General features: G+C 36.1%; 12 protein-coding genes. 2 read left to right on the forward strand and 10 right to left on the reverse strand.

Annotated elements, in window-relative coordinates; genetic code table 11:
• Positions 1-527: 527 nt before the first annotated feature.
• Genes msrB through ACIQXJ_RS20895 form a run of 3 tightly spaced genes read right to left on the reverse strand, consistent with a single transcriptional unit; the run spans position 528 to position 2918 of the window.
• Entirely contained in the window at positions 528-1640 is a 1113-nt protein-coding gene (gene msrB / locus ACIQXJ_RS20885; protein WP_403057261.1) for a peptide-methionine (R)-S-oxide reductase MsrB, read from the reverse strand.
• Between the two features lie 18 nt (positions 1641-1658).
• Complete coding sequence (locus ACIQXJ_RS20890) at positions 1659-2186, reverse strand: redoxin family protein (RefSeq protein ID WP_403057263.1); 528 nt, start codon at positions 2184-2186, stop codon at positions 1659-1661.
• 15 nt (positions 2187-2201) lie between these two features.
• A complete protein-coding gene (locus ACIQXJ_RS20895) occupies positions 2202-2918 on the reverse strand; it encodes a cytochrome c biogenesis CcdA family protein (protein WP_403057266.1) in 717 nt (238 codons plus the stop codon).
• A 215-nt stretch (positions 2919-3133) separates the two neighbouring features.
• On the opposite strand from ACIQXJ_RS20895, the gene ACIQXJ_RS20900 reads away from it, so the two are divergent.
• Positions 3134-4339: an MFS transporter gene (locus ACIQXJ_RS20900; RefSeq protein WP_403057486.1), complete on the forward strand. Its 1206-nt coding sequence runs from the start codon at positions 3134-3136 to the stop codon at positions 4337-4339.
• An 80-nt stretch (positions 4340-4419) separates the two neighbouring features.
• Here ACIQXJ_RS20900 and ACIQXJ_RS20905 read toward each other — a convergent pair whose 3' ends face one another.
• The 7 genes from ACIQXJ_RS20905 to ACIQXJ_RS20935 form a co-directional block, all read right to left on the reverse strand.
• Positions 4420-4692: a hypothetical protein gene (locus ACIQXJ_RS20905; RefSeq protein ID WP_403057269.1), complete on the reverse strand. Its 273-nt coding sequence runs from the start codon at positions 4690-4692 to the stop codon at positions 4420-4422.
• Positions 4689-5357, reverse strand: a complete 669-nt coding sequence (locus tag ACIQXJ_RS20910; protein WP_403057272.1) for a hypothetical protein — start codon at positions 5355-5357, stop codon at positions 4689-4691. Before ACIQXJ_RS20910 ends, ACIQXJ_RS20905 begins: the two co-directional genes overlap by 4 nt.
• Positions 5358-5514: 157 nt before the next feature.
• Entirely contained in the window at positions 5515-5889 is a 375-nt protein-coding gene (locus ACIQXJ_RS20915) for a MarR family winged helix-turn-helix transcriptional regulator (protein ID WP_403057490.1), read from the reverse strand.
• Positions 5890-6009: 120 nt separating this feature from the next.
• Entirely contained in the window at positions 6010-7494 is a 1485-nt protein-coding gene (locus tag ACIQXJ_RS20920) for a serine hydrolase domain-containing protein (protein ID WP_403057274.1), read from the reverse strand.
• A gap of 725 nt (positions 7495-8219) precedes the next feature.
• Positions 8220-8627: a permease prefix domain 1-containing protein gene (locus ACIQXJ_RS20925; RefSeq protein WP_403057277.1), complete on the reverse strand. Its 408-nt coding sequence runs from the start codon at positions 8625-8627 to the stop codon at positions 8220-8222.
• Positions 8624-8953 carry a PadR family transcriptional regulator gene (locus ACIQXJ_RS20930; RefSeq protein ID WP_340821646.1) on the reverse strand — a complete coding sequence of 110 codons (330 nt, stop codon included), beginning with the start codon at positions 8951-8953 and terminating at the stop codon, positions 8624-8626. The genes ACIQXJ_RS20925 and ACIQXJ_RS20930 overlap by 4 nt, the downstream gene beginning before the upstream one ends.
• A 178-nt stretch (positions 8954-9131) precedes the next feature.
• Positions 9132-10322 (reverse strand): M14 family metallopeptidase, encoded by a 1191-nt coding sequence (locus ACIQXJ_RS20935; RefSeq protein WP_403057280.1) that lies wholly within the window; start codon positions 10320-10322, stop codon positions 9132-9134.
• Between the two features lie 292 nt (positions 10323-10614).
• Between ACIQXJ_RS20935 and ACIQXJ_RS20940 the strand changes: the two genes are divergently transcribed.
• Positions 10615-13365, forward strand: a complete 2751-nt coding sequence (locus ACIQXJ_RS20940) for an ATP-binding protein (protein ID WP_403057283.1) — start codon at positions 10615-10617, stop codon at positions 13363-13365.
• Positions 13366-13370: the final 5 nt, after the last annotated feature.

Raw genomic sequence — 13370 nt, forward strand, 5'->3', positions numbered from 1 at the left:
CATCTTACGTTGCGTGCGTTCCCACAGGAGTCTTCGTGGATTTTTACTTGGTAAGTAATAAATATGACTACTTGCAGTACAAGGAGGATTCAAAATGGATTTGGTGACTGGCACCAAGATTTCTAAATCGTAAAAATCCACTACGCTTTCCGTGGGCACAGCGTAAGCCGCAACCGTCGCTAACGCGCCGCCTGTTGCATCTTACGTTGCGTGCGTTCCCACAGGAGTCTTCGTGGATTTTTACTTGGTAAGTAATAAATATGACTACTTGCAGTACAAGGAGGATTCAAAATTGTTTTAGTGACTGGCACCAAGATTTCTAAATCGTAAAAATCCACTACGCTTTCCGTGGGCACAGCGTAAGCCGCAACCGTCGCTAACGCGCCGCCTATTGCGTCTTACGTTGCGTGCGTTCCCACAGGAGTCTTCGTGGATTTTTACTTGGTAAGTAATAAATATGACTACTTGCAGTGCAAGGAGGATTCAAAATTGTTTTAGTGACTGGCACTGAATGAAGGGGTGTACTGTTATTTTGTTAGCTGTACTAAGTAACCATAACCAGCTGATTCCATTTCAGCTTGTGGAATAAACTTAATCGCAGCACTATTTATACAGTAACGCAAACCGCCACGATCGATAGGACCATCGTTAAACACATGGCCTAAGTGACTATCACCAGTACGGCTTCTTACTTCGGTTCTAATCATATTAAAGCTCGTATCCTTAAACTCAAGCACTACGGCTGGATCAATCGGCTTAGTAAAGCTTGGCCAACCGCATCTAGAATCATATTTGTCGGCTGATGAAAATAGTGGCTCACCTGTTACAATATCAACATAAATACCAGGGTCATAGTTGTCCCAGTATTCATTTGAATAAGCCATTTCCGTCCCATTCCCTTGTGTTACTCGATATTGCTCTTTTGTTAACATTTTTTTAATTTCCTCATCACGTGGCTTTGGATATAGCGCTGGGTCAATGAGGGATGGCATTTCTTGATTTTTCAATGAATCAAATTCTACATGACAATAGCCATCTGGATTTTTTTCAAGATAATCTTGGTGGTATTCTTCTGCAAGAGTAAAGTTTTTAAGTGGTTCCACTTCAGTAACAATGGGGTCATCATAGCGTTCTTGTTCGTTCGCTACTACCTGATCAATAATTGGTTTATCTGCTTCATCTGTATAGTAAATACCTGTACGATATTGTGTGCCGCGGTCATTTCCTTGCTGATTTAATAATGTAGGGTCAATAATTTGAAAGAAATGTGTTAATAGCTTTTCTAAATTAACTCGTTCGGGATCATAGCGGACATGAACAGTTTCCGCATGCCCTGTGTTTCTCCAAATAACATCTTCATAAGTGGGATTTTCTGTATTTCCATTGGCGTAACCTGACTCTGCATCATAAACACCATAAACACGTGCCATATATGCTTCTACGCCCCAGAAACAACCACCTGCAAGCCAAATATCTTTTAAATTATTTGTATCAAAATTTAAGTTGACGTTTGGGTTGGCTGGATATTTAGATTCGGCTTGGGCTGTGCTTGCACGACTAGTTAACAAAGAAGGATCGACCGAGCATGCTGATAAAAATAATAAAACACTAAATAATACACCAAATAGTTTTATATTCATTAGATGTACCTCCCTCTATTATTGGATACTTTTAAATTTCTCAATAATTTGTGGATTACTTATATGGCCGGGCAGCGTTTGTATGAGTCGGCCATCTGAGCCGATATAGGACGATGTTGGATAGGCTCGTATATTGTATTGTTTCGCAATTGCACCATCTTCATCTAATAGCACTTTAATATTGGATGTTCCTTCAACACCATTAAACCATTTAATAAATGCATCACTCTTTTTTTCATTATTGAAGTTGGGTGATACGATGCTTAAGACAACAAAATCCTGCTCTTTCCCAGCTAGTGTGTTTAATTCTTCTAAGCCTGCTAAGCAAATAGAGCACCAAGATGCCCAAAATTTCACATACACTTTTTTGCCTTTATAGTCAGCAAGATTGTAAGTATCGCCCTTGGTATCAACTAATTCAAAGGTTGGAGCGATAGTCCCTTCATTTTTAGCTGCTGCTTTCGTTGAGGATGTAGAATCCCCCGCGCATGCCCCTAAAAGAAACACTGCTGCTAACATGACAATGAGCAGTTTAAAATTGTACATGGTAAGTCTCCTTTCTTATTGTGGAATGAGCGTAAGTAAGACATTTAAATTATTTGTCATTAAGACAATTCCCATAAAAATTATGATAATCCCACCGGCAATTTTGATTTTCCCTATATGCTTATTCAATTTTTTAACATGTCGTAATAGTAAATCAGAGAAAATAGCAAGAATTAAAAAGGGGATTAATAGACCGAGTGCATAGAAAAACATCATAAGTGCCCCGTAAGTGGCCTGTCCCTCGCTAGCGGATATTCCTAATACCGCCCCTAAAATAGGTCCGATACAAGGCGTCCAGCCCATACTAAACGTAAGACCCAATAAATAGGTACCAAGTAAATCACGTTTATCGCTTCTTTTCAGTTGTACTTTTGTTTCTTTATGGAGCACTGCTAATTTCAAAAGACCTATTTGATGTAGGCCGAGTAACACTACCACTACACCGCATATGGCGATAAACCAGTCTTTATTAATAAACGCACCAAGAAAACCGGCGCCAAACCCTAAGATGACAAAGCTTGTTGAGAGACCAAAAACGAAAATAACCGTCTTAAAAATTAAATGTGGGTTCACTTGCCATTTACCTAAGGTCAAGTTGTGTTGTATAGCGACACCACTTTCATTGGTTGAAAGTACTGAAAAGTAAACAGGTAGTAAAGGGACTATACAGGGAGAAAGAAAGGATAGTATCCCTGCAATAAAAACCGTACTGAATAAAAGCTGTTCGTCCACGATTGAAGCACCACCTTTCTTGTATAGTTTTATAGTAAGAAAAGTGAATGAAAAGCAACATAGAATGATTTTATGTAACTCTTAGATATGATCTTGTAATGAATTTCACGTATGTAAGGTAGCGATTTTGCAAGGATAAAAAATGAAATTTAATTTACTTAATACTAATTTAGAAGTAAATGGTAAAATATTAAAAAGGAGGGATTGCTGTGGCGATGATTCGAAAATATGGGCTGTTATTAGGCGGATTTGGCTTTTCTTATCTTGGAAATTGGATTTATCTTGTCGCTTTAAATTTAATGGTTTGGCATTTAACTTATTCTGCGACAGCAGTTGCGGGTATCTTTATTGTTGGTCCGATTGCACGTATACTGACCAATTTTGTAGCAGGCTCAATTATTGATAGGTCGAACAAAAGAAAGATAATGATCGCAATGGATGTTATACGTGGAATCATTGTTTTCCTTATGCCATTTATGACGTCTATCTGGCTCATCTATGGCTTGTTATTTTTAGCGAATATAGCGAGTAGTTTTTTCGGTCCAAGTAGTACATATTATATTGCGAAATACGTACGCGATGAAGATAAGCAACGTTTTAACGCATTATTAGGCACATTAAATTCAGGTTCTTTTATGTTAGGTCCTGCAATCGCAGGTGTCCTTATTGCTGTTTTTAATATAAGTATCGCCATATGGATTAATAGCGTGACATTTTTTGTTTGTGCGTGGGTCATTTCACGTTTACAGAATATAGAAGAGGAAGTAGAAGAGAAGCGTGTAGTGCTTACAATGAGCGTAATAATAACTGATTTTAAAGTGGTTTGGTCCTTTATACAGCAACAACGTAATTTCTTAAAATTTTTTATGTCCTATCAAATTGCGCTAATGGTCGCTTTTGCATTAGATTCACAAGAAATGACTTTTATAAAGAAAGTTTTATCTGCTTCGGACAGTCTTTACGGTGTGCTAGTGAGTATTGCTGGCGTTGGGGCTATTGTTGGTGGTTTATTGGCAATGGTTTTAGTACATAAATTTTCAATTGCTACTTATGTAGGAGTTGGACTTACATGTACGATGGTATCCTATACCGCCTTCTATGCTTCTAGCAATATTTGGTTTGCTACGTGTTGTTTTATCACATTAGGCATTTTTATGGCATTCAGCAATACGGGATACGATACTGTCTATCAAAAAAATATCCCGCCAAATTTAATGGGACGATTCGGTAGTTCTGTTAGCCTTGTTCAAAGTGTTATACAAATTGTACTTACGTTTAGTTTAGGTATATTGGCAGACTGGTTTTCACTACAGCTCGTAGCAGTCATCTTTGGTACAGTGGGTCTTGTATTTGCACTCTTTATGTCTATCCATATAGCAACAAATAAGCAAGCTTTGCAAATCAAGGAAAATAATAATTAGTATTTAAAAGTGTGAGTATAGCGGAAGAAGAGGTTCGAGCAAAAGTGTGGAAGATTTGAACCTCTTTAGCATTCATGGCTCTAGATTTTTAGCTTCGAAAAACAAAATGTGATGGAACGTTTTACATAAAGTGAACAATAGAACAGTAAGCCAGAAACAACAAGTGCTAAAGGTATGCTGAAAACGACTGGGAGATCAACACCTTGCCAAATACTCATTTTTATTTGGTCAATGCCTACAGTTCGTAAAATGCCAGCAAGTATTGCTAATAAGGCACTTACAACTAGCCCCACATATAGGACAGTTAGGACAATTAGTGCTAACGAGCAAAAAAATCCACGTATCATTTTCATAGTTGCTCCCTTCGTATAACTTGTTGCACTTTCGCATTGGGAGAAATAGTATAGCTTTTTGTGTAATAAAGCGTTTGTATTGAACAATGACTGCCCACTACAATAATATCTCCTTCAACGACCTCCGCATTTGTATAGGAAAGATGCAAATGTTTTCCTGTTATCGATATACAATGAAGTTTTTTTCTAACAATTGAAATCGATAATTTATCTTTCTCTATCGTTATATCTTCGGCAATTAACCGGTCAATCTCACTTGCTCCTGATAATTTTAAGTAAAAATGTGCTGCATGTATTTCTTGTGCCTTAACAAAGCCAATTGCGTGAAACTGTTGTGCTTGTAAATTTTGCTCAACTGTTAATTTCCCTGAGCTATTAATAGTCGCGATTTGTCCATTGCGTATCTTTAAATTCCCCGCATTCGTCACTTCCTTAATTTCACAATAATCCTTCATAACACAAGAGCCTGTATTTTTTAAAACATGCGCAATAACGCATGAATGGAACGAGCTATGACCATGAGTAGAGATTGTTTTTAAGCGAACCTCTTGATGAAAAGCAACAGCACCGCGAATCTTTAATTGTTCACAGTCAGGCGCTAAATCATTAATAGTGCCACTCGTAAGCGTAATACTACGTTGCTTTTGTATATGTTCATTTGACATGGTGATCACCTCTTTAATTTAATTGATATATATTTTAATTATTAAAACATATATCAATTAAAGTATATACTCTGTTAATTTGTCAAGAACAAAAAATGCCTATTGTGTTAGGCAATAAAGAGGGCAATAAAAAAAGGATTTCAATTTGCTTGAAATCCTAAAAAATTTTATTCATTAATTTATTTACATCAATTAACACTTTTGCTATATCAGCTAATTTTTCTTGTGGAAACTTCAAAAATATTTCATGTACTTTTGTCTCTCCATCATTTGTTAATATCATGTTTACGACGCGTCGATCCTCTTTTTCTCTCACTCGTTGTAATAAATTTAATTTTTCTAGTTTATCGCACATGGACGTAACAGCACCAGGGGTTACGCTAAAGAAATCCGCAATCTCAGTTGCTTTCATACCACCATTAATTTTTAGCTGAAGAAGTAGAATCAGCTGGTTCTGTGATAATGATTCACCTTCTGATAGCAGGTTAACAAACATCATCGATTTTTGTTGTATTTCAAGCATTTCCCGCATTATAACTTCTACGTTTTGCAATGGATTATTATTTAACAATTGATCACAGCCTATTAAAATATTTACTAATTAAATTATATAGTAAATATATGATTTATGTTAAGTGAATAACTCTCAAAATCAAAGCAAGATTTTTACACTTACGTTAGGTTTCTTTAACAGTAGTTTTCCTAATATAAGGACACCCACCATTAAAAGCAGTATAGGTATTAGAAATAACAAATGTCCAATGCCTGGAGCAAATATTGTTACCGTAGAAAGTGGTCCGAATAATTTGGGGAATCCAATTAAAATAAATAAAGGCATTAGGAAGTTAAATATAATTAGAGACAACCAATTAAGAACTGTACGGAAAGTTGATATTTTCTGTTTGTTACGTTTGAAATTTTTATAGACCGAGCGAGCAATTAGCATAATAATTATTACGAATATCAAATCAAATATTATATATTTCATAAATGGGTTACTATTAGATATAGTAGGTTGTTCATGATGGACAAGTTTGTTAAGGCCACTAACTATGGCATCATATTCATTTAAATTAAAATAATCCATAGCATTGATTTGAAGACTAATACCGTATTTCCTATCTAACAACACTTTTGAATAAGTATTTTCTGTCCATCCATTATGGGAGATAACGTCATTATTTACTTCCCAGCCCATGGCATAATAAGTATCATGCGAAATGAACGAGGATGGTTGGTGCAGCGTATTCATTGCGCTTGCTGACAAAATGCTTTTTCTATTAAATTGACCTTCATTCAATTGTGCCATCATGTAATTAGCCATATCTTCTGCGCTAGAAATAATGTAACCAGAAGGAACGGTGCCATCATGGATTAATTGCTCCGTTGGTACCTTCATGCCGAATACAGTTTGATAGCCGTGTGCAATAGTATTGTTGATATCATCTTTTGGATCAGCATAGCTATTGTTCATTTCAAGCGGTTTAAATATAAATTCATCTATATACTCTTTGTAGGGGGTATTTGTCACTTCCTCTATGACTGCACCTAAAATGCTATAATTTAAATTCGAATATTCGTAGTGTTTACCAACCGGTGATGACAAATTTATATTTGCTAAGCTTTGTACATGTTCTTTTAATGATTTATCTCCTTGCGATATCGCTACTTGACCATCATATGTAGAAAGACCGCTCGTTTGGTTTAGTAAGTGTTGAATAGTTATTTTTTTAGATTGCTCTTTATCTGCAAGTTGGAATCCCGGTAGCACATTGTGAACTAAATCATCTAAATGAATTTTCCCTTGTTCTACAAGTTGCATAATGGCAAGAGCTGTAAATGATTTACTCACTGATCCAATAACAATAGGTGTTTGTGGTGTCATTTTTGTGCCATCTGGGCTGGAGACACCATACCCTTGTAAATATTCAACATGATTTTCATTAACGATAGCAAGTGAAGCACCTGGAATGTTCAGCCTATCGATTTCTTTTGCCATAAACGCATTAATAGTAGCAATATCTAGAGTTTTATCTGTAACATCACCGTTTGCAAAGACAAGACCGTTAACAGTAGCGAATAACATGAGCAAGGTCATGGCGAAAATTTTTAGAATGGCTAATTGTTTTTTATACATAACGTATATTCCCTTTAATCGTATTTTGCCTTACTGAAATAGGGGCTGGCTACTATGTGAGCACTTGCATGATGCCTTACATTGTAGAGCTTTTATACATTCTTCTTTTATAAACATAAAAATACATACTTAGTGGCCACCATAGAACTAAGAAGATTGGATAGATAGCCCAAATTACGCTTGGCGAGGAAACGATGTTGACGATAATAAAAAAGATACTGATGTGTATGCTAGCATAAACCGAGAAGGCAACGAATGTTTTTTTCTTAGCGTGATATAGAGATAAGGGCCACCATATAACTAAAAATGCAGGGTAGATTGCCCAAGGATATTGGGGGGACATAATGAAATTTGTTATTGAATAATAAATGATTGTGCTTGCACAGCCAATAAGTGCTATGTTCATGGATTTAGCTTTTTCCTCTAAAAACATAAGAATAGGCCACCATATAATCGGATATATGGCGTATATGAACCATAAATGCTGCGGTGAATACAAAAGATTTTCAATGATAAGGAAAGCAATGACCATGGCGCTGCAAATAACAGCGTACTGTTTATAAAGTTTTTTTGACATGTAATATAAAGTGATAGGCCATAGCAACAACAATAAGCAAGGGTAAATAAACCATATCGTGTTTGGCGTTGTTGAATAATTGACAATTCCTAAAAACAGCATAGTCATCAAACTACCGACAACAGAAAAACTAATGTAATGCTTCATTTTACTCACTCCATTTCTTGCGGGACCATACGAAATACATTGAAAGAGGCCACCACAGTATGGCGAAAATTGGATAAATCGCCCAAATTGTGTTTGGTGTATAGTATAGATTGATAAAAATAAAGAAGGCTGTTATTAAGCCACTTCCCCATAAGGAAAATTCTAAATTTAACTTCGCCATACTTTTCTTTTCTGGCGCTTTCACGCCTAATTCTTTTTTTAAATCGTCAATATCTCCAAATTCAACGATTGCCTTATTGATTGCATCCTCTTCTTCTTTTCCTTGCTCTATTAAGTAAAATACCTTTTCTTCCAGATTTTCGATGATTTCCTGCTTCACCATTTCAGTTTCATTATTGCGTGGCATGTCTTTAAATAGCTCATCGATATGATGTTTGATTTTTTTCATTCTAAGCCCTCCATAAATAAGTCGATAATTTCCTTCACTTCTGTCCACTCTTTAACAAGCTCGCTTAAATAAGCTTTGCCTAATGAGGTAATGCGGTAGTACTTCCTTTTGCCCCCATGTGATACATCACCATAATAGGCTTCAATTACTTCCTTTTTTTCTAAACGTTGAAATACTGCGTATAAAGTTGCTTCTTTAATTTGAAAACGATTATTTGTACGTACGCTTATTTCTTGGGAAATTTCATACCCATAACGATCCTTCTCTAAAATTAGCCGTAAAATAATTGAATCCAAATGTCCGCGGATAATGTCACTTCGAACCATAAGTCACCTACTTAACCTTTATTGCTCTATCTGATGGAGTAATATTATCAAAGATTACTCTATCTGTCAAAGTAATATTTGGGACTTTATAGAAAAATTTTATTCCTTATTTCAAATATAAAAGCCGATAAGGCAGGACGAGGATCCTGCCTTATCGGCTTTCTAGAAGTATTGATTGTTACAAATATAATCCTGCTAGAAAAATCCCTAAAGCTTCTTGGTAAATGTCATCAAACTGACTGATTGGAAGCGGGTTCGTACCGCTACCAAGCTCCACAGTGAACCCTGGTCTTCGCCAGTCTTGTATGAACCAATCTTTATAGCCAGCATAGCTGTCTGCTGATTTAACAGGCTCATAACCACTTACACGGCTAAATTCCTCCACCATCGTTTGTGATTCAGGTGGTTCAAGATTTTCAAATCCCCAATAGATTACTTTGCCTTGTGTATGGAACGCTAAAACCCAAGCAAAATTGCTTCTCCTTGTTAAATCGGCCATGGCGATAGCTTCAGGCTGAGTCAACGGTGCTTCTCCTCCATAATCTCGTGGTCCTGGTGATTGAGGGTTGCGAGCACTTTCTAGATCCCATTTTGCAGGGAATTGGTCGTTTAAATCGACACCATTGATATTCGCCTTCCATCCAGAAAAATCGGTACTGTTATTGTTCCATGTAATTAGCTTATTTTTTAATGCTTCATTATCTGGTGGACCATGAAGAACTAAATTCACACCATCAGGGTTAACCATCGGTACGATAGAAAGTGTTGTTTGCTCGTATAGAGGCAGTGTGGAGAGCCCTCTAATAGTCGTTTGATTTGTTAGTGAGAGTAGGTAGTCATTTAGAAATGTCATGATGATCGGCGTAGTAATCCATTCATTGGCATGAAATGAACCGTTATAATGAACGCGCTTAGAGCCCTTACCAATAAGAATCTCGGGCATTTGGCGCTCTAAAATGGAGTTGCCAATGGAGGTGTTTTGAAGAAATGGATAGGCATCTAGTAGCTTTTTAATATCATTTATCATAATGTTGTAGTCGTAATTTTGTTTACCGTTAACGAGCCGCCAAGTGAGTCTGTGAGGGACTTGAATAATCTGGCCAATGTACAGTCGATTTGGATGAACATCGGGATTGACAAGCAAAATGGCATTTAGCTGCACATTTTGACTTTGAGCAATTTGCCACAAAGAGTCTCCTTGTTTAATTGAATAACTAGATGTAACAAATCCAGGAATTTGAACGCGTTGTCCAACTTGAAGTCGTTGAGGGTTGATGTTTTGGTTGGAGTCTATAATTAGTTGAAGAGGTATCTTATATAACTCGCTGAAATACCACAGCGAATCACCGGGTCTAACAAATATGTCCACAGTTTTTCTCCCCTTATTTCAAAATCGTTCACTATAAGATGTATATGAAATTATCAAATGCTTATTAATAAATAAGTGCCAGGCACAAAAACAATTCTGAATTTAAAAGCAGAACGCATAGAGAAAAATTTAAAATAAAGGCGATTTGCTGAAATCCCTTCGCTGTGAGGTTTTATCTATGGTTATACTAGGGAATAACTAGAGTTGAACAAATTAAAGTCAACCTGTTAATTTCAATTCCACCATTATACTGTTAATATAGCTATAGGACAGTAAAAGGTAGGGGGATTAAATGTATAAAAAGATAAAAATGGGTATACGTACAAAGATTATCCTCGGCTATGTAGTTATTATTCTTTGTTTACTTGCATCAGTGATTATATTAAACAATCAAATTACTTCCCTACAGCAGGAAAGGAATCACATTATTAAATATGATGCTCAAGTTCAAACACTTACCAATCGTATTGAAAAATACATTTTAGATATGGAATCGAGCCAAAGAGGCTATATGATTACCGGTGATTCGAGTTACTTAGATCCATACAATAATGCCGAAGAACGTTGGAAGATTGATTTTAATGAATTGTATCAGCTATTAGAAAATAGGGGAAACCAACAAGAGAAGTTAGATGCTATTAAAGTAACGATTGAGCATTGGATTGCAACTGCTGGCGAACCGACAATAAGATTAAAAAAAGAAAATAATACGGAAGCATTAAATGAATTTTTCAAAGTGGACGTCGGTCGTAAAGATATGGAAACGATGCGAAATCAGTTTGATGCTTTCCGTTTAGACGAGAATACGTTAACGCAAAATAAGGCCAAGCAATTGGATAGAAAAAACAGTAATTTAACAACAGGCTTGTTTGGCATTCTAGTGCTCGTATCTCTCATCTCAATCGTCATTGCGAGTGGGATTTCGCGGTCAATCGTTAAAACAATGAAAGAAGTTACACAAACAATTAAAGAAATGGCGGCTTCAAAGGGTAACTATCGGACAAGAATTCATGTCAAAACAAACGACGAAATAAATGATCTTGCAGATGCTACAAATGGGTTGTTAGATGCATTTGAGCGCAGAGAATGGTTGCAGGCTAATATCGCTGAAATTGTCACTAAATATCAAGGGATTTCAGCTATTACGAAATTGGCCGAAACTTTCCTTTCAGAAATGTCGCACAAGACAGGGTCTTCATTCGGAGCTTTTTATGTTCGGGAAATGCATAATAGTGATGTCTATTTTGTAAAGAAAGCTGCCTTTGCCGATGCTGGAGATAATGTTGGGATTGAAAAATTTAAAATTGGACAAGGTATAATTGGCCAATGTGCGCAGGAAAAACGAGTTTTCATTAACGATGATATTTCGAAAGATTATCGTGTAATAGGAACAGGCTTAGGTGAAGTGCCACCGAAGAGTATTTTTATCTTCCCAATCATATTCGAGGATGATGTTATAGCTGTCGTTGAATTAGCGACAATGACTAGCTACACAGCGTTACAGAAAGAATTAGTGAATCAAATAATTGAAACATTTGGGTTAACGGTTAATAGTATTTTAGGTCGAATGGAAATTGTCCGTTTACTAAACGAATCCAGAGCTATGACAGAGGAATTACAAGTTCAATCTGAAGAGCTGCAAACGCAATCTGAAGAATTGCAAATGCAAACAGAAGAGCTAACAATGATTAATGAACAGCTAGAGGAAAGAACAAAAGATGCTGAAATTAAAACACAAGAATTAGAAAAAGCTAAAAAAGAATTAGAAGACAGTGCTGAGCAACTTGTATTACATTCTAATTATAAATCTCAATTTTTAGCTAATATGTCTCATGAATTACGAACACCGTTAAATAGCATTTTAATTTTATCTGAAATGTTATCGGAGAATGGCAACAATAATTTAACTGAAGAAGAGATGGAATTCGCAAGAGTCATTCATTCATCTGGTGAGGACTTACTCGTATTAATTAATGATATTTTAGATATATCAAAAGTTGAGGCTGGGAAAATCGAAATTATTTTCGATGAAGTGAATATGAGTGAAATGCCGATACAAATAGAGCAAACCTTTGCTCCAGTAGCGAAGAAAAAAAATCTAGAGTTGCAAATATCGAAGGCAGAAAATGTTGCTGATATTTTCTATACAGATGAAAAGAGATTCCAGCAAGTTTTAAAAAATTTACTATCAAATGCATTGAAATTTACGGAACAGGGCTATGTGCGTGTGGATATCAAACAACTTGACCTTGAACAGTTAACAAATAATATGCAAGATATAAGCTCAGAATGGCTCGAAATTACAGTGTCTGACACAGGAATAGGTATTCCAAAAGACAAACATCAGCTAATCTTTGAATCATTCCAGCAAGCAGATGGTGCCACTGTAAGAAAATATGGTGGAACAGGGTTAGGTTTATCCATTTGTAGAGAATTTGCAAAATTACTCGGTGGCTGGGTTTCATTACAAAGTGAAGAAGGAAAGGGCAGTAGCTTCTCTCTTACTATTCCAAGTTTACCCAATGGCTTAAATGAGGCGACGACCATCGATTCCGCAGTTGTTGAAGTAGTGGCAACTCTTGAAGCTCCTGAGATAATTGAAGAGGTGCAGGAGCAAGGGAATGAAAGCGACATTGTCTCTCTACAGGAAGTAGAAGTGTTCCAAGGGAAAAATATATTAATCGTAGATGATGATTATCGAAATATTTATGCATTGAAAGCAGCCCTTGAAAATAGAGGCATGAATATTCTCGTTGCAAAAGATGGATTAGAATGTTTAAAGATTATGGAGACGAATAACAAAATAGATCTTATTCTTATGGATATCATGATGCCGAATATGGATGGTTACGAGACGATGTCTATCATTCGAACAAAAATGAAGCTTACAGATTTGCCGATTATCGCCTTAACTGCTAAAGCGATGAAAACAGATCGTGATAAATCTTTAGAGGCTGGTGCTTCGGATTATATTAGTAAGCCATTAAATTTAGATCAATTAGTATCGGTGTTACGTGTATGGCTAGTTTCTAAAGGGAGTTAAAATAA

Origin of the sequence: Lysinibacillus sp. NPDC097868 (assembly GCF_044761135.1) — a bacterium.
GTDB lineage: Bacteria > Bacillota > Bacilli > Bacillales_A > Planococcaceae > Lysinibacillus.

What these genes read in the sequence shown, in the direction of transcription:
- ACIQXJ_RS20915 (WP_403057490.1), bottom strand. Translation starts at nt 5,889, where the DNA reads ATGCGGGAAATGCTTGAAATACAACAAAAATCGATGATGTTTGTTAAC.
- ACIQXJ_RS20905 (WP_403057269.1), bottom strand. Translation starts at nt 4,692, where the DNA reads ATGAAAATGATACGTGGATTTTTTTGCTCGTTAGCACTAATTGTCCTA.
- ACIQXJ_RS20920 (WP_403057274.1), bottom strand. Translation starts at nt 7,494, where the DNA reads ATGTATAAAAAACAATTAGCCATTCTAAAAATTTTCGCCATGACCTTG.
- ACIQXJ_RS20910 (WP_403057272.1), bottom strand. Translation starts at nt 5,357, where the DNA reads ATGTCAAATGAACATATACAAAAGCAACGTAGTATTACGCTTACGAGT.
- ACIQXJ_RS20940 (WP_403057283.1), top strand. Translation starts at nt 10,615, where the DNA reads ATGTATAAAAAGATAAAAATGGGTATACGTACAAAGATTATCCTCGGC.
- ACIQXJ_RS20890 (WP_403057263.1), bottom strand. Translation starts at nt 2,186, where the DNA reads ATGTACAATTTTAAACTGCTCATTGTCATGTTAGCAGCAGTGTTTCTT.
- ACIQXJ_RS20900 (WP_403057486.1), top strand. Translation starts at nt 3,134, where the DNA reads ATGATTCGAAAATATGGGCTGTTATTAGGCGGATTTGGCTTTTCTTAT.
- msrB (WP_403057261.1), bottom strand. Translation starts at nt 1,640, where the DNA reads ATGAATATAAAACTATTTGGTGTATTATTTAGTGTTTTATTATTTTTA.
- ACIQXJ_RS20930 (WP_340821646.1), bottom strand. Translation starts at nt 8,953, where the DNA reads ATGGTTCGAAGTGACATTATCCGCGGACATTTGGATTCAATTATTTTA.
- ACIQXJ_RS20925 (WP_403057277.1), bottom strand. Translation starts at nt 8,627, where the DNA reads ATGAAAAAAATCAAACATCATATCGATGAGCTATTTAAAGACATGCCA.